At 71.4% G+C, this 14,938-nt stretch carries 16 protein-coding genes; 9 read left to right on the top strand and 7 right to left on the bottom strand.

Features of this window, described 5'->3' with window-relative positions; translation table 11 throughout:
• Nucleotides 1-85 precede the first annotated feature (85 nt).
• The gene (locus BLT99_RS15930) at nt 86-409 is read left to right on the top strand and encodes an HIRAN domain-containing protein (RefSeq protein WP_092674661.1); all 324 of its coding nucleotides are present in this window, start codon (nt 86-88) and stop codon (nt 407-409) included.
• Nucleotides 410-823: 414 nt separating this feature from the next.
• Here the strand turns inward: BLT99_RS15930 and BLT99_RS15925 are convergent, their stop codons facing one another.
• Nucleotides 824-2,437, bottom strand: a complete 1,614-nt coding sequence (locus tag BLT99_RS15925) for a solute symporter family protein (protein ID WP_092674659.1) — start codon at nt 2,435-2,437, stop codon at nt 824-826.
• On the bottom strand, nt 2,437-2,829 hold the full coding sequence (locus tag BLT99_RS15920; RefSeq protein ID WP_092674656.1) for a DUF485 domain-containing protein: 393 nt from the start codon (nt 2,827-2,829) through the stop codon (nt 2,437-2,439). Before BLT99_RS15920 ends, BLT99_RS15925 begins: the two co-directional genes overlap by 1 nt.
• Nucleotides 2,830-3,028: 199 nt before the next feature.
• On the opposite strand from BLT99_RS15920, the gene BLT99_RS15915 reads away from it, so the two are divergent.
• The 4 genes from BLT99_RS15915 to BLT99_RS15900 are packed head-to-tail and all read left to right on the top strand — an operon-like array spanning nt 3,029 to nt 6,874.
• Complete coding sequence (locus BLT99_RS15915; RefSeq protein ID WP_092674653.1) at nt 3,029-4,255, top strand: sensor histidine kinase; 1,227 nt, start codon at nt 3,029-3,031, stop codon at nt 4,253-4,255.
• Nucleotides 4,252-4,995: a LytR/AlgR family response regulator transcription factor gene (locus tag BLT99_RS15910; protein ID WP_092674650.1), complete on the top strand. Its 744-nt coding sequence runs from the start codon at nt 4,252-4,254 to the stop codon at nt 4,993-4,995. The genes BLT99_RS15915 and BLT99_RS15910 overlap by 4 nt, the downstream gene beginning before the upstream one ends.
• Entirely contained in the window at nt 4,992-5,411 is a 420-nt protein-coding gene (locus tag BLT99_RS15905; RefSeq protein ID WP_092674647.1) for a hypothetical protein, read from the top strand. The genes BLT99_RS15910 and BLT99_RS15905 overlap by 4 nt, the downstream gene beginning before the upstream one ends.
• The gene (locus tag BLT99_RS15900; protein ID WP_092674644.1) at nt 5,408-6,874 is read left to right on the top strand and encodes a sodium/solute symporter; all 1,467 of its coding nucleotides are present in this window, start codon (nt 5,408-5,410) and stop codon (nt 6,872-6,874) included. Before BLT99_RS15905 ends, BLT99_RS15900 begins: the two co-directional genes overlap by 4 nt.
• A gap of 31 nt (nt 6,875-6,905) precedes the next feature.
• Here the strand turns inward: BLT99_RS15900 and BLT99_RS15895 are convergent, their stop codons facing one another.
• Nucleotides 6,906-7,559, bottom strand: a complete 654-nt coding sequence (locus BLT99_RS15895) for a GNAT family N-acetyltransferase (RefSeq protein WP_092674641.1) — start codon at nt 7,557-7,559, stop codon at nt 6,906-6,908.
• A gap of 107 nt (nt 7,560-7,666) precedes the next feature.
• Here BLT99_RS15895 and BLT99_RS15890 point away from each other — a divergent pair, with 107 nt between their 5' ends.
• Nucleotides 7,667-7,888 carry a DUF1129 domain-containing protein gene (locus BLT99_RS15890; RefSeq protein WP_092674638.1) on the top strand — a complete coding sequence of 74 codons (222 nt, stop codon included), beginning with the start codon at nt 7,667-7,669 and terminating at the stop codon, nt 7,886-7,888.
• A gap of 122 nt (nt 7,889-8,010) precedes the next feature.
• On the opposite strand, the gene BLT99_RS15885 is transcribed toward BLT99_RS15890, so the two are convergent.
• The 4 genes from BLT99_RS15885 to BLT99_RS15870 all read right to left on the bottom strand — a co-directional run bounded on the left by BLT99_RS15885 (nt 8,011) and on the right by BLT99_RS15870 (nt 12,372).
• Complete coding sequence (locus tag BLT99_RS15885; protein WP_092674635.1) at nt 8,011-9,297, bottom strand: adenylosuccinate synthase; 1,287 nt, start codon at nt 9,295-9,297, stop codon at nt 8,011-8,013.
• 1 nt (nt 9,298) lies between these two features.
• Entirely contained in the window at nt 9,299-9,841 is a 543-nt protein-coding gene (locus BLT99_RS15880) for a DUF3151 family protein (RefSeq protein WP_092674633.1), read from the bottom strand.
• A 42-nt stretch (nt 9,842-9,883) separates the two neighbouring features.
• Entirely contained in the window at nt 9,884-10,738 is an 855-nt protein-coding gene (locus tag BLT99_RS15875; protein WP_092674630.1) for an NAD(P)H-hydrate epimerase, read from the bottom strand.
• A 176-nt stretch (nt 10,739-10,914) separates the two neighbouring features.
• Complete coding sequence (locus BLT99_RS15870; protein ID WP_092674627.1) at nt 10,915-12,372, bottom strand: S8 family peptidase; 1,458 nt, start codon at nt 12,370-12,372, stop codon at nt 10,915-10,917.
• Nucleotides 12,373-12,621: 249 nt separating this feature from the next.
• Between BLT99_RS15870 and BLT99_RS15865 the strand changes: the two genes are divergently transcribed.
• The 3 genes from BLT99_RS15865 to argG all read left to right on the top strand — a co-directional run bounded on the left by BLT99_RS15865 (nt 12,622) and on the right by argG (nt 14,895).
• Nucleotides 12,622-13,119 carry a DUF2975 domain-containing protein gene (locus BLT99_RS15865; protein ID WP_092674624.1) on the top strand — a complete coding sequence of 166 codons (498 nt, stop codon included), beginning with the start codon at nt 12,622-12,624 and terminating at the stop codon, nt 13,117-13,119.
• Nucleotides 13,119-13,352 (top strand): helix-turn-helix domain-containing protein, encoded by a 234-nt coding sequence (locus BLT99_RS15860; protein ID WP_092674621.1) that lies wholly within the window; start codon nt 13,119-13,121, stop codon nt 13,350-13,352. The genes BLT99_RS15865 and BLT99_RS15860 overlap by 1 nt, the downstream gene beginning before the upstream one ends.
• Nucleotides 13,353-13,467: 115 nt before the next feature.
• A complete protein-coding gene (argG, locus tag BLT99_RS15855) occupies nt 13,468-14,895 on the top strand; it encodes an argininosuccinate synthase (RefSeq protein WP_092674618.1) in 1,428 nt (475 codons plus the stop codon).
• Nucleotides 14,896-14,938: the final 43 nt, after the last annotated feature.

The following is a 14,938-nucleotide window of genomic DNA, read 5'->3' as shown; positions in this document are numbered from 1 at the left end:
CCCTCCTATGAGGGCACTGCCGAGCGTGAGCGTGCTGCCCGGGTCGTCATGAGCGGCTCGTCAGCGCGTGCGCCAAGATGGAGCGATGTTCTTCAAGAAGCGGGCTCCATCACTCCCAAGGATCCGAGAGGGTTCTTCGCATGTGATCGTTGTTGGCGACGAGTACTTTGGCAACCCGTTCACGCGGATGAAGACCGCCGAGGTGCCCGGGGAGCTTCGACGGGAGCCTGCAAACCGGCACGACCGCAACGCAATCGCCGTTCACCTCAACGGCTCGCAGGTGGGCTATCTCTCGGCGGCGCGGGCAGCCAAGTACGCTCCAATGCTCGATGCGCTGGGCGGTGCTGCGCTGGTCACTCTCCGCATCAGCCAGGGCGAGGCCTGGGTAAAGCTCCCGTCGCCCAAGTAGGAGCAGTTCTTCAAATTCGCGAGGCACGCGTCGCCGGAGGCCGGGCACCGAACACGAGCGGCGACGGCTTGCGCACGGCTACCTTCGTCGTTCGCTCGATCTTCCGCACCAAGGCCCTGGGTGAGATCTACGTCGATTCAGCTGCCCACTGAAGGGCTTACACGACACTCGATCACCCGCGCTACAGCGAGCGAGAGATGGCGTCGCGCTACCTTTGCGTGGACGTGTCGCGCACCGCACGACCTCCGCGCCGGTCCGCCCGCGCAGCGCAACGGGGGCGGATGGCTCGGACCCGAAGTCCGAGACATCCGCCCCCGTCGTGCCGGCGACGAGGTCAGGGCAGGCGTTCCCACCCCGTCGCAGTCGTTCCCGGCGACCGCCTCGCTTCCCGAGACGGGGCGGCCGCCGGAGCCCCTAGTGGTGCACCGCCTTCTCGGCGCCGACGCCCGTGAGCGAGCGCACCTCCATCTCGGCCTGCTTGACCGGGTCTTCACGGCGCTTGTCGAGCACGCTCACGATCCAGCCGAGCAGGAAGGCGAGCGGGATCGAGATGATGCCCGGGTTCGACAGCGGGAAGATCGCGAAGTTGATGTCCGCGGTCTTGAGCATCGACGTCTCGGAGCCCGACACGACCGGCGAGAACGCGATGAGCACGATCGCCGAGATCAGGCCGCCGTACATGCTCCAGAGGGCGCCGCGCGTGGTGAAGCCCTTCCAGAACAGCGAGTACACGATGGTCGGCAGGTTCGCGGACGCGGCCACGGCGAACGCCAGCGCCACCAGGAACGCGATGTTCTGGCCGTTGGCGCCGATGCCGCCGAGGATCGCGACGATGCCGATGATGACCACCGTGCGGCGCGCGACCTTCACCTCGGCGCCCGGCTCGGGCTTGCCCTTCTTCACGACCGACGCGTAGATGTCGTGCGCGAACGAGGCGGCCGCGGTGATCGTGAGGCCCGCGACGACCGCGAGGATCGTCGCGAACGCGACCGCCGAGATGACGCCGAGCAGCAGCGGTCCGCCGAGCGCGAACGCGAGCAGCGGAGCCGCCGAGTTCGGGCCGCCGGGCGCCGCCGCGATGACCTCGGGACCCACGAGGGCCGCCGCGCCGTAGCCGAGCACGAGCGTGAACACGTAGAAGATGCCGATGAGCCAGATCGCCCAGACGACCGACTTGCGCGCCTCCTTGGCCGTGGGCACCGTGTAGAACCGCATGAGTACGTGCGGGAGCGCGGCGGTGCCGAGCACGAGGGCGAGGCCGAGCGAGATGAAGTCGATCTTCGAGACATCCGACACGCCGTACTTCAGGCCCGGCTCGAGGATCGCCGGGTTGCCCGCGACCTCGACCGCGCGGTCGAGCAGCGCCGAGAAGTCGAAGCCGTTGAGCGCGAGCACCCAGACGGTCATGACGCCGGCGCCCGCGATGAGCAGGACGGCCTTGATGATCTGCACCCAGGTCGTGCCCTTCATGCCGCCGACGAGCACGTAGAGGATCATGAGCGCGCCGACGACCGTGATGACGACGGCCTGGCCGACCTGGTCGCGGATGCCCAGCAGCAGCGACACGAGCCCGCCGGCACCAGCCATCTGCGCGAGCAGGTAGAAGAAGCAGACGACGAGCGTGGTCGTCGCGGCGGCGATGCGCACCGGGCGCTGCTTGAGCCGGAACGACAGCACGTCGGCCATCGTGTACTTGCCGGTGTTGCGCAGCAGCTCGGCCACGAGCAGCAGGGCCACGAGCCACGCCACGAGGAAGCCGATGGAGTAGAGGAACCCGTCGTAGCCCGTCATCGCGATCGCGCCGACGATGCCGAGGAACGACGCCGCCGAGAGGTAGTCGCCAGCGATCGCCGAGCCGTTCTGGCTGCCCGTGAACGAGCGGCCTGCGGCGTAGTAGTCGGCGGCGGTCTTGTTGTTCCGGCTGGCGCGGAACACGATGACCATCGTGATGGCGACGAAGGCGCCGAAGATGGCGATGTTGAGCCAGGGCTCGCCCGGCGAGGTCGTGGCGGCTTCGAGGTGGACCATCAGCGGGTCACCCCCTCACCGGACGCCGCGGCCGCCGAGCGCTCGGCGAAGACGCCGGTCTCGATCTCGTCGCGGATCCGCTCGGCCTGCGGGTCGAAGTGCTTGCCGGCGAACCGTACGTACCACATGGTCACGGCGAACGTCGTGACGACCTGCGCGAGGCCGAGGAGCATGGCGACGTTGATGCTGCCGAACACGCGCGTCGACATGAAGTCGTGCGCGTAGCTGGCCAGCAGCACGTACACGAAGTACCACGCCAGGCAGACGGCGAGCACGGGGAAGACGAAGCTCCGGTGCGTCCTTCGGAGCTTCTGGAATTCTGGCGATTGCTGCACTGCGGGATAGTCGACGTGGCTCAGGTCGACTTCGCCGCTCAGGGCGTCGTTGCCCATGGCGTCTCTCCTTCGAGGGGTCGCGGCCGGGCTGGTCCCGCGCCGCTGCGGTCGCAATGCGTCCATGCTGCGGGCCCGGATGTCGCGACGGGGGCCTCGACCGTTCGTCGTCGCCGAGCGGCGCGAGCGGTGCGACGAACGGCGGAGCGCGACGACGAACGACGGCGCCGCTCGCGCGCGAGGCATCTAGAGTCGGTGCATGCCCGAGTCGACGCTGCTCGCCGCCGCTGCCGGCGTCGTGGCGGGCGCGCTCGCGGTGGGTCTCGTCGTGCTGCTGCGCCGGCTCGTGGTGCAGTCGCGCGAGCTCGGCACGGATGCCGAACAGGCCACCTACCAGACCCTGCACCTGGCCTCGCGCGCGGCGAAGCACCTGAGCGGCGACATGACCGAGACGGATGCCGCGCGCGCCGCGAAGCAGCTGAGGGCGATGCTCGGCGCCGACACGCTCGCCCTCGTGATGGCGGGCGGACCCGTGGCGGTCGACGGCGACGAGACGCTGGTCTCCGCGGCCGAGCGGCTCGCCGACGAGGCGGTCGCGTCGGGCCGCGCGCAGGTCGAGCGGCGCGTGCCCGCGCCGTGGGGCGAGACGGATGCCGTGGCCGCGCCGATCCGCGCCGGCGACGAGGTCGTGGGGGCCGTCGTGGCCTTCGCGCCTCGGGTGCGCGCGGGGCTGGTCCGCGCCACGGGCGAGGTCGCGGAGTGGGTCGCGGCGCAGGTCGAACTCGGCGAGCTCGACGCGTCCCGCGCCGCGCTCGCCGAGCTCGAGGTTCGCGCGCTGCGGGCGCAGATCAGCCCCCACTTCATCTACAACTCGCTCAATGCCATCGCGTCGTTCATCAACACCGACCCGGCGAAGGCGCGCGAGCTCGTGCTCGAGTTCGCCGACTTCACGCGGTACTCGTTCCGCCGGCACGGCGACTTCACGACGGTGGCCGAGGAGCTGCGTTCGATCGACTCCTACCTCAAGCTCGAGCGCGCGCGGTTCGGCGACCGGCTGAAGGTCACGCTCCAGATCGCGCCCGAGGTGCTGTCGACGGTGATCCCGTTCCTGTCGATCCAGCCGCTCGTCGAGAACGCCGTGCGCCACGGGCTCGAGGCCAAGGAAGGCGGCGGCCGCATCACCATCACGGCCGAGGACCGCGGTGCCGACGCCGAGATCACGGTCGAGGACGACGGCGTCGGCATCGACCCCGCGGTCGCGGCCGAGGTGCTCGCCGGCGGCACGCCGGGCGAGCACGTGGGCCTCCGCAACGTCGACGCGCGACTCCGGCAGGTGTACGGCGACGAGCACGGACTCGTCGTCGAGACGAACGTCGGGGCCGGCACGCTGGTGCGGATGCGCGTGCCGAAGTCCCAGCCCGGCCGGAGCGCGGCATCCGTCGACCTCGGTGCCCGTGGCGAGGCGGATGGGAGACTGGTGCCGTGATCTCGGTCCTCATCGCCGACGACGAGCAGCCCGCGGTGGACGAGCTCGCGTTCCTGCTCGGCCAGGACCCGCGGATCGGCACCATCCATCGCGCGACCTCCGGCTCGGAGGCGATCCGCATCCTCACGCGCGAGCCCGTCGACGCGGCGTTCCTCGACATCCACATGCCCGGCTTGTCGGGGTTCGACCTGGCCCGCGCGCTGCAGCGCTTCGAGCATCGACCCGCGTTCGTGTTCGTCACCGCCGACGAGGAGGGCGCGCTCGAGGCGTTCGACCTCGCCGCGGTCGACTACCTGCTGAAGCCCGTGCGCACCGAGCGGCTGCAGCGCTCGGTCACGCGCGTCTGCGAGGCGATCCGGCAGGCCCAGCCGGGGGCGACGGATGCCGCGACGTCCCGCCCCGAGATGATCGCCGTGACACTCGGCGGGACCACCCGCATGATCCGCCGCGACGACGTCCGGTACGTGCAGGCGCAGGGCGACTACGCGCGCCTGCACACCGACGAGGCGAGCTACCTCGTGCGCGTGCCGATGTCCGACCTCGAGCGCCAGTGGGCCGATGCGGGGTTCGTGCGCGTGCACCGCTCGTACCTCGTCGCGCTGCCGCACGTGACACGGGTGCGCCTCGGCGCCGACCGGCCCACGCTCGTCGTCGGCCAGGCCGAGCTGCCCGTGAGCCGCCGGCTGCTGCCGGCGCTGCGCGATCGGCTCGAGCAGGCGACCCCGCGGGCCCGCTCGTGAGCGAGCCCGAGCGGAGGCCCGAGCCGGCAGCGGGCCCGCCGCAGCGCGTGCGGGTCACCGCCCCGCGCACCGGCGCGGTCGCGGCATCCGCTCGTCGCTCGACCGCGCGCCGCCGAACGGCCGTCGGGCCGGGCCCCTCGAGCGACGTGCAGGCCGTGTACGTGCGGTCGCTCATCCGTTCGCAGCTGCGGCTCGCGCTCGTGTGCGCGGCCGCGTTCGTGGTCGCGACGGCCGCGTTCGCGGTCGGCGTCGCGCTCCTGCCCGGGCTCGGTGAGGTGGCCCTGCTCGGCGTCCCCGTGTCGTGGCTGCTGCTCGGCGTGGGCGTGTACCCGCTCGCCATCACCGTCGCGGCGCTGTACGTGCGCGCCGCCACGCGCAACGAGGCGCGCTACCGCTCGCTCGCGGAGGACGCGTGAACCCCGCGATCGGCTACGCGGCGATCGCGACGGTGGCCGTGGCATCCGTGCTCATCGGCGTCTACGGCCTGCGGATCTCGCGCACGACGAGCGACTTCTACGTCGCCAGCCGCACGGTGCGGCCCTGGTGGAACGCGTCGGCCATCGGCGGCGAGTACCTCTCGGCCGCATCGTTCATGGGCATCGCCGGCCTCATCCTCCTGACGGGCGCGTCGGCCCTGTGGTTCCCGATCGGCTACACGGCCGGCTACCTCATGCTGCTGCTGTTCGTCGCGGCGCCCCTGCGACGCTCGGGCGCGTACACGATCCCGGACTTCACCGAGGCGCGGCTCGAGTCGGCCGCCGTCCGGCGGGTCACGAGCGTGCTGGTCGTGGTGATCGGATGGCTCTACATCGTGCCGCAGCTGCAGGGCGCGGCACTCACCGTGCGGATCACGACCGGGCTGCCGAGCTGGGTGGGGTCGCTCGCGGTGGCGCTGCTCGTCGCGGTCGTCGTCGCGGCGGGCGGCATGCGGTCGATCACGTTCGTGCAGGCGTTCCAGTTCTGGCTCAAGCTCGCGGCGCTCGCGGTGCCGGTCGTCGCGCTGCTCATCGTGACGGGTGCGGTCGAACCCGCGCTCGCGCCATCCGCCGCCTTCCCCGCCGACGCCGGACCGGGCGGGCTCGACGTCTACCGCACGGTCTCGCTCATGGTGGCCCTCCTGCTCGGCACGCTCGGCCTGCCGCACGTGCTCGTGCGGTTCTACACCAACCCGGATGGCCCGGCTGCGCGCCGCACGACCGTCATCGTGCTCGCGCTGCTCTCGGCGTTCTACCTCTTCCCCACGCTGTTCGGCCTGCTGGGGCGCTCGTTCGCGCCGGATCTCGCGGTGCCCGGCGAGGCGGACGCCCTCGTGCTCGTGCTCCCCGACCGGCTCGTGCCCGGCGTCGCGGGGCAGCTGCTGACCGCGCTCGTGATCGGCGGGGCGTTCGCGGCGTTCCTCTCGACGTCGTCGGGCCTCATCGTCTCGGTCGCGGGCGTCATCTCGCAGGACCTGCTCGGCGGCAGCGTGCGCGGCTTCCGCATCGCGGCGTTCGCCTCGGCGGCGGTGCCGCTCGTCGTCGCGCTCGCGACCGAGCCGGCCGGCCTCGCGGGCAGCGTCGGACTCGTGTTCGCATTCACCGCCTCGACGCTCTGCCCGGTGCTGATCCTCGGCATCTGGTGGCGCGGCCTCACGGCGCGCGGCGCGATCGCGGGCATGGCGACGGGCGCGCTACTCTCGGCGGGCGCGATCCTCGGCGGCGCGCTCGTGGCGGCGTCGGTTCCCGCCATCCGCCCGCTCGTCGAACAGCCCGCCGCGTGGACGGTGCCGATCGCCGTGCTCGTGACCGTGTCGGTCTCGCGCGCCGACCGGCGCCGCATGCCCCGCGGGGTCGACGCCTTCCTCGCCCGCCTGCACCTGCCGGAGCGCGACGGAGCCTGACTCGTGCGCTCACAGGGCGACGCGGATGCCGCTACTCGGCGGCGGCTCGTGCGGCGAGCTCGACGGGGTGGTCGCCGCGTTCCGCGAGCCGCGCCTCGAGGCCGGCCCGCACGGCGGCCCATTCGTCGGCGAGGATCGAGTACACGGCGGTGTCGCGCCATGACCCGTCAGGACGGCGCTGGACGCGACGCAGGACGCCCTCGAAACGCGCGCCGAGTCGCTCGATCGCGGCGCGCGAGCGGGCGTTCACCGCGTCGGCCTGCAGCTTCACGCGACCGAATCCGTGGTCGAACGCGAGTCCGAGCACGAGCAGCTTCGTCTCGGGGTTCACGGCCGTTCCCCACACGCGCGGGTCGTAGGCGGTCCACCCGAGGTGAGCGGACTCGTTCACGAGATCCAGGTCGCCGAGCTTGGTCGCACCGACGATGGTCCCGTCATCCGGCCCGCCGCGCAGTCGCACGGCGAACGGCAGCCCGTCCTCGGCCGGCGTGTACGAGCCGCGGGCGAACTCCGCGAATCGGTCGGCGTCGGCCGGCAGGCCCGAGGGCCCGCCGCCGTAGCCGCCCGCGAAGACCTCGGGCCGGCGGATGGCGCGCTCGAGCTCGGGGATCGCCGCCTCGGTCATCGGCTCGATGGTCACGAATCGGCCGACGAGCGGCGCGGTCTCCGGGCGGCGTGCAGGCATCCTCCGAGTGTCGCACCCCGAGCCTTCCCTGTGGAAACGGCCAATGCGACATCCCCTGCTCATACGATGAGCCGGAACCGTCACTGTCGCAGGGAAGGGACCGGGGAATGGGAGCACTGGACGACCTGACGAAGAAGGCGCAGGACTTCGTCGAGGAGAACAAGGACCAGATCAACGAGGCGCTCAACAGCGAGCAGGCCGAGGACATCAGCGACAAGGTGCTCGACGCCGTCGCGGACGCGGCGAAGAAGGTCACGCCCGACGAACACGACGCGAAGGTCGACGAGGTCCGCGCCAACATCGACAAGACCATCGGCACCGAGCCGTAGGCCGACACCGCCCTGACGAGGGGCGGATGCCGCGTGGCGTCCGCCCCTCGTCAGGTCCGCTGACGCGTGCGTCGGTTTCTTGGACGCCGCCACCACGTCCGCGCGCGGAGCAAGCGACCGGCTCAGTCGAGCAGGTCGTGGAGCTGCACGATCTCGTCGCGGCCGGGGCCGACGCCGATCGCCGAGAAGCGGGCGCCCGACATGGCCTCGAGCTCGCGCACGTAGCTCTGCGCGTTCGCGGGGAGGTCCTCGAAGGAGCGTGCGCCCGAGATGTCCTCGGTCCAGCCGGGGAACTCCTCGTAGACGGGCTTGGCGTGGTGGAAGTCGGACTGCGAGACCGGGACCTCCTCCATGATCACGCCGTCGACGTCGTAGGCGACCGCGACGGGAATGCGGTCGACGCCCGTGAGCACGTCGAGCTTGGTGAGCACGAAATCGGTGACGCCGTTGATGCGCGCGGTGTATCGCGCGATGGGTGCGTCGTACCATCCGGTTCGGCGTCGGCGGCCCGTGGTGGTGCCGTACTCGTGGCCCTGCTCGGCGAGGAACTCGCCCCACTCGTCGAACAGCTCGGTCGGGAACGGGCCCGAGCCGACACGCGTCGTGTAGGCCTTCACGATGCCGATGACCCGGTCGATGCGGTTCGGCGCGACGCCGGAGCCCGTGACCGCACCGCCCGACGTCGCGTTCGACGACGTCACGAACGGGTAGGTGCCGTGATCGACGTCGAGCATGGTCGCCTGGCCCCCCTCGAACAGCACGATCTCGCCGGCCTCGAGCGCGCGATGCAGCAGGAGCGAGGTGTCGGTGACCATGGGGCGGAGCCGATCGACGTACGAGAGCAGCTCGTCGACGACCTCGTCGACGCCGATCGCGCGACGGTTGTACACCTTGAGCAGCAGGTGGTTCTTCTGGTCGAGCGCACCCTCGACCTTCTGGCGGAGGATGTTCTCGTCGAACAGGTCCTGCATGCGAATGCCGACGCGGTTGATCTTGTCGGCGTAGGTCGGGCCGATCCCGCGGCCGGTCGTGCCGATCTGGCGCTTGCCGAGGAAGCGCTCGGTGACCTTGTCGAGCGTGCGGTGGTACTGCGTGATGACGTGCGCGTTCGCCGAGATGCGCAGCTTCGACGTGTCGACGCCGCGCGATTCGAGGCCTTCGATCTCCTCGAACAGCACCTCGATGTCGACCACCACGCCGTTCGCGATGACCGGCGTGACCCCCGGGGTGAGGATGCCCGACGGCAGCAGGTGCAGCGCGTACTTCTCGTCGCCGACGACGACGGTGTGCCCCGCGTTGTTGCCGCCGTTGAACTTCACGACGTAGTCGAGGCGCGAGGAGAGCAGGTCGGTCGCCTTGCCCTTGCCCTCGTCGCCCCACTGCGCTCCGATCAGCACGACCGCGGGCATGTCAGTCCTCTCGTGCCGCACCCGGCGCGGCGGATTCGTCGGACGGGTCGCCGGCGGGTGCGTCAGTCGACGCGGGGTGCGGCGGCAGGGGCTCCGTGATGACGGGGATGAGCTGGGTGGGCGTGAACTCGGAGGCGATGCGCGCGGGGGCCTCGGGATCGGCGGCGGCGAGGTCGGCGGCCGCACGCTCGGCGCGGTCGTGCAGGCCGAGCCGCTCGGCGGCGCGGCGCTCGGCGTCGAGGGCGCGGAGGTAGGCGCGGTTGGCTTCCTCGGCCCACGGCACCCGCTCGCCCGGCGACCAGCCCGACGCCGCGAGCTGCTCGCGCGCGAGGTCGACGGCCACGACGGCGTAGGCGAGCGCGTCGAGCACGCGACTCTCGGAGTCGGCGACGTCGGCCAGTGCGACCCAGGCGAGCGGCGATGACGCGTGCTCTGCGACGACTCCGGCGACATGGCCGCGATCGGCCTCCGAGAGCGCCTGCCGGACCTCGGGTTCGTCGGCGAGCACCGCCTCGGCCGCGTCGGGGGTCTGGTCCTGAGTCACACTCAACCGTATCGCATGGCCTTTCCGCGGCCCGGGCGCGGGTCAGACCGTGACGACGGGGTCGACCCCGGCGAGCGCCGGGCCCAGGCCGAGGTCGACGAGCACGACGCGCCCGGCGAGCCGGGACGCCGGCGGCAGCAGCAGTCCCGCCTTCACGGCCCCCATCGTCACGGTCACGTCGGCGGGCAGGAGAGTCGGGTCCGGCACCGTTCCGTCGTCGGGTGAGATGCCGCTCGGCAGGTCGACGGCGACGACGAGCGGATGCCGCGTGCCCGGCGCCCGCTCGGCGTGCCCGCGTTCCGCGAGTCGCTCCAGCACGCGCCCCACCACCTCGCGCGCGTGACCGCGCAGCGCGGGGCTCGCGGCCGCGCCGATGCCGAGGATGCCGTCGACGATCACGTCGGCGTCGTCGATCGCCGCCGCGAATCCCGCCGGGTCGTCGTCGGAGTCGAGGTCGGTTGCGCCCGCCCGTTGGGCCGCGGACGCACCGGCGTCGTGGAGCCGACTGCCGACGGCCACGATCCGCACGTCGGCACCCCGCTCGGCGAGGTGCGCCCCCGCGAAGAGGGCGTCGCCGCCGTTGTCGCCGGAACCGGCGAGGACGATGACGAGCGGGCGGCCCGCGCCATCCGTCCCATCGGCAGCAGTCACGCCGCCCGCGCGCGACGGCTTGCGTTCGGTGCGAAGGTCGCCGGGCATCGGGGCGGACTCGCGTCGAACGGAACCGCTCGGCGGCAGACTGAGGAGCCGTGCGATCTCGTCGGCGAGCGCGGCCGCGGCCCGCTGCATGAGCGGCTCGCCCGCGGCGAGCAATGGCGCCTCGGCCGCGCGGACCTGTTCGGCCGTGTAACCGTGCCGCCGCGACGGGGCGGGAGGGTGCGGAGCGTCGGCGCCCATGCCGCGAGCCTACGCCGGGCCATCCGCCCGTCGTCTCGTTTCAGGACGACGGAGGCTGCTCAGGATCGGATCGGCGATCGCGTCCTGAGGAGCCTCCGACTTCCTGAATCGGTCGCCCCGCGCACGCGAGAGGGGCCGGACCCTGGCGGGCCCGACCCCTCGTGCGGATCAGCGGACTACTGCACCACGTTGAACGCGTTCACGTTCCCCGCACCGTAGAACGAGTTGCGCTCACCGCCCGTGCAGGTCGCCGGGAAGCCGGGACGCGGCTCGTACACACCCTCGGGGCAGTCGAGCGCCGTGGCCGTGCGCTCGAGGAACGATGCCAGCTGGCCCGGGTTCATGCCGGGGTGCGCCGAGATCGCGAGCGCCGCGACACCGGCCGCGTGCGGGCCGGCCATCGACGTGCCCTGCTTGTAGCCCCACCCGTTTCCGTTCGCCAGGCTCCAGGTGGTGGACAGGATCCCGTCGGTCAGCGTGGACGACACCCCACCCGTGCGGAAGCGCGTGTCACCGCCGGGGGCCGTGACGTCGACGACGCCCTGGCCGTACGACGAGTAGTAGCTCTTCTGCTCGGTCGGGCCGACGGCCGAGACCGTCACGACGCCCGGCGCCTCAGCCGGCAGGTCGCGGCACGCACCGGTGATGGTGCGGTCCTCGACCGGGTAGCTGCCGTCGTTGGGGCTGCTCGAGTCGGTGAACTTGTGCTGCAGGTCGACGTTGCTGTTGCCCGCCGACGCCACGGTGAGCGTGCCCTTCGACTGCGAGTAGCTCAGCGCGCGCTGCACGGCCTGCCAGACGGGACGCTGGCGCGGGTCGTTGATGCAGTTGAACTCCCACGGGTCGATGAAGTAGCTGTTGTTGGTCACCGGCATGCCGTGGTCGGCGGCCCAGAGGTATCCGCAGATCGCGGCCTCGGGGTAGATGAAGCCGTCATCGTTGACGACCTTGACCGACGCGACCTTCACGCCAGGCGCGACGCCGGCGATGCCGACGCCGTTGATCGCCGCGGCGATCGTGCCGGCGACGTGCGTGCCGTGGTCGGAGGTCGTCGGGTTCCACGCCGCGACGCTCGTGTCGACGACGCCCCCGAGGCACGACGCGCTCTGGTCGAACGCGATCTGCGAGGCGAGGTCGGGGTGCGTCGAGGAGATGCCCGAGTCGAGCACGCCGACGACGACCGACGAGTCACCCGTCGTCACCGCGTGCGCCTGGGCAACGTCGATCTGCGTCATGTCCCACTGCTGGCTCCAGAGCGGCTCGCCCGTGGGGTCGCCGGCGGCCTCGACGGTCGCCGAGTCGACGGTCACGGACTCGTCGTCGTCGATGAGCGTGGTGCCGAGGCCGTCGGTCGAGGCGACCGACTCGACGCCACGGCCGACGACGGCGGTGTCGAAGGCGGTGTTCGTCGAGCGCGCGACGAGCACGCCGATCTGGTCGTACGCCGCCACGACCGTGCCGCCGGCGGCGGCGACGCGCTCGGCGGCGGCCTTCGTGGTCGCGCCCTGCGGCGCGAGCACGAGGTACGTGGACTCCGGTCCGACGGCGACGGCCGGTGCTGCGACCGCCGTCCCCACCAGTCCGATGGCGAGGGCGACGGCTGACGCCGCGCCGATCACCTTGGTGTTCCTCATCCTGTCTCCGTTCGATGTGCATGGAGTGCCGCCGATCGAAACGGTCGGCGGCGGGCCGGTCCGTCCAGTGGATGCGACGAGGCGGCAGGTCGTGCCGCGGGTGGCCGGTTCGCGCGAGTCTACTGACGCCCGAGTCACGGCGGGAGGGGCTGTGGAGAACTTCCCGCTGCGATTTGGCGCTGTGGTGCAGCATCCGCTTCTCGATCGCTAATGATTGACAATCGATAGATACTGCGCGATATTCGACGCATGACTTCCCTGAACCGAGTGATCGTGCCACTCCGGATCCTCATCGTCCTCGTGTTCGCCGGACTGGTCGTCGCGCAGGTGATGAGCCTGCCCGGCGAGTTCATGCAACAGGCACGTGAAGCACCCGAACTCGGGCCTGTGCCGTGGATCCTGCTCGCGTTCTCGATCCTCGAGGTGCTCTGCGTGCAGGTGGTGCTCGTGTGCATCTGGCGCCTGCTCTCGCTGATCCGCGCCGACCGCATCTTCAGCGCGAAGTCGTTCGCCTGGGTCGACGTCATGACCTGGACCATCGTGGCTGCGTGGGTCATGCTCTTCGGCGTGGCCGCCTGGCTGATGACCGTCTTCCTCACGACGCCCGAGCTGCGCGATCCCGGCAATGGCGTGGTGCTCACCGGGCTCGTGCTCATCGGCGGCGTGGTCGTGCTCGTCGTGGTGGTGCTGCGTGCCCTCCTGCATCAGGCGGCCGCCATGCGCAGCGACCTCGAAGAGGTCATCTGATGGCGATCGTCGTGCGCATCGACGTCGAGCTCGCCAAGCGGAAGATGAGCGTCGGCGAGTTCGCCGAACGGGTCGGGCTCACCCCGGCGAACGTCGCGGTCCTGAAGAACGGTCGCGCGAAGGCCGTGCGGTTCAGCACGCTCGACGCCATGTGCCGCGTGCTCGGCTGCCAGCCCGGCGACCTCCTCGAGTGGGTCGACGACGAGGCCGCTGCCCCATCGGCCGCGAGGTGACGCGCATCGCTGTTCCTCCCCGCGGGAGCAGCGATTCGCGTCACCTCGATGGGCTTGGACCGAGCCGACCGTCACGCGAACGCGAGCATTCCGCGGCTCCCGTAGGCTGGAGGCCATGTCGAAGGTCCTCACCTCCCTGCCCGCCGGCGAACGCGTCGGCATCGCCTTCTCGGGAGGTCTCGACACCTCCGTGGCGGTCGCGTGGATGCGTGAGAAGGGCGCCGTGCCCTGCACCTACACCGCCGACCTCGGTCAGCCCGACGAGCCCGACGTCGAGGCGATCCCGGGCCGCGCGCTCGAGTACGGCGCCGAGCTGAGCCGACTCGTCGACGTGAAGACCGCGCTGGTGGAAGAGGGCCTCGTCGCCCTGCAGTGCGGCGCGTTCCACATCCGCAGCGGCGGCAAGACGTACTTCAACACCACGCCGCTCGGGCGCGCGGTCACGGGCACGCTGCTCGTGCGCGCCATGATGGAGGACGGCGTCGACATCTGGGGCGACGGCTCCACCTACAAGGGCAACGACATCGAGCGGTTCTACCGCTACGGCCTCATGGCCAACCCGCGCCTCCGGATCTACAAGCCGTGGCTCGACAGCGCGTTCGTCACCGAGCTCGGCGGCCGCACCGAGATGAGCGAGTGGATGCAGGCCCGCGAGCTGCCCTACCGCGCCTCGGTCGAGAAGGCGTACTCCACCGACGCCAACATCTGGGGCGCCACGCACGAGGCCAAGAAGCTCGAGGACCTCGACGCCGGCATCACGATCGTCGAGCCGATCATGGGCGTCCGGTTCTGGGACGACGCGGTCGCGATCGAGGCCGAGGACGTCACCGTCCGCTACGACCAGGGTCGGCCGGTCGCGCTCAACGGCGTCGAGTTCGACGACCCGGTCGAGCTCGTGCTCCAGGCGAACCGCATCGGCGGCCGCCACGGCCTCGGCATGAGCGACCAGATCGAGAACCGCATCATCGAGGCCAAGTCGCGCGGCATCTACGAGGCGCCGGGCATGGCGCTGCTCCACATCACGTACGAGCGGCTGCTCAACGCCATCCACAACGAGGACACGGTCGCGAACTACCACAACGAGGGCCGCCGCCTCGGCCGCCTGATGTACGAGGGCCGCTGGCTCGACCCGCAGTCCCTGATGCTGCGCGAGTCGATCCAGCGCTGGGTGGGGTCGGCCGTGACCGGCGAGGTCACGCTGCGCCTGCGCCGCGGCGACGACTACACGATCCTGAACACCACCGGACCGGCGCTCAGCTACCACCCCGACAAGCTGTCGATGGAGCGCGTCGGCGACCAGGCCTTCGGTCCCGAGGACCGCATCGGCCAGCTCACGATGCGCAACCTCGACATCGCCGACTCGCGCGCCCGCCTCGAGCAGTACGCGCACCTCGGCATCGTGGGCGGCGCCACCGCCCAGCTCGTCGGCGAGATCGCCGCGGGCCAGTCGGCCCAGATCCTCGCCGGCGAGGCCGAGACCGACCTCGACGCCGCGACGGATGCCGCGAACGAGGCCGCCGCGTTCGACCTGGGCACCGACTGAGCCGAAGGTTCCGACACCGCCTGCGACCCCCTCACCGCTCCGG

This window comes from Agromyces flavus, from assembly GCF_900104685.1.
GTDB lineage: Bacteria > Actinomycetota > Actinomycetes > Actinomycetales > Microbacteriaceae > Agromyces > Agromyces flavus.
The sequence above is the reverse complement of the archived record's forward strand: the minus strand, read 5'-3'. Positions and strand labels throughout refer to the sequence as shown.

Bases quoted from the DNA above. Each gene is read 5' to 3' on its own strand.
- BLT99_RS15890 (WP_092674638.1), top strand. From the start codon at position 7,667: ATGGGAGCACTGGACGACCTGACGAAGAAGGCGCAGGACTTCGTCGAG.
- BLT99_RS15865 (WP_092674624.1), top strand. From the start codon at position 12,622: ATGACTTCCCTGAACCGAGTGATCGTGCCACTCCGGATCCTCATCGTC.
- BLT99_RS15915 (WP_092674653.1), top strand. From the start codon at position 3,029: ATGCCCGAGTCGACGCTGCTCGCCGCCGCTGCCGGCGTCGTGGCGGGC.
- BLT99_RS15860 (WP_092674621.1), top strand. From the start codon at position 13,119: ATGGCGATCGTCGTGCGCATCGACGTCGAGCTCGCCAAGCGGAAGATG.
- BLT99_RS15875 (WP_092674630.1), bottom strand. From the start codon at position 10,738: ATGGGCGCCGACGCTCCGCACCCTCCCGCCCCGTCGCGGCGGCACGGT.
- BLT99_RS15925 (WP_092674659.1), bottom strand. From the start codon at position 2,437: ATGGTCCACCTCGAAGCCGCCACGACCTCGCCGGGCGAGCCCTGGCTC.
- BLT99_RS15870 (WP_092674627.1), bottom strand. From the start codon at position 12,372: ATGAGGAACACCAAGGTGATCGGCGCGGCGTCAGCCGTCGCCCTCGCC.
- BLT99_RS15920 (WP_092674656.1), bottom strand. From the start codon at position 2,829: ATGGGCAACGACGCCCTGAGCGGCGAAGTCGACCTGAGCCACGTCGAC.
- BLT99_RS15930 (WP_092674661.1), top strand. From the start codon at position 86: ATGTTCTTCAAGAAGCGGGCTCCATCACTCCCAAGGATCCGAGAGGGT.
- BLT99_RS15885 (WP_092674635.1), bottom strand. From the start codon at position 9,297: ATGCCCGCGGTCGTGCTGATCGGAGCGCAGTGGGGCGACGAGGGCAAG.
- argG (WP_092674618.1), top strand. From the start codon at position 13,468: ATGTCGAAGGTCCTCACCTCCCTGCCCGCCGGCGAACGCGTCGGCATC.
- BLT99_RS15895 (WP_092674641.1), bottom strand. From the start codon at position 7,559: ATGCCTGCACGCCGCCCGGAGACCGCGCCGCTCGTCGGCCGATTCGTG.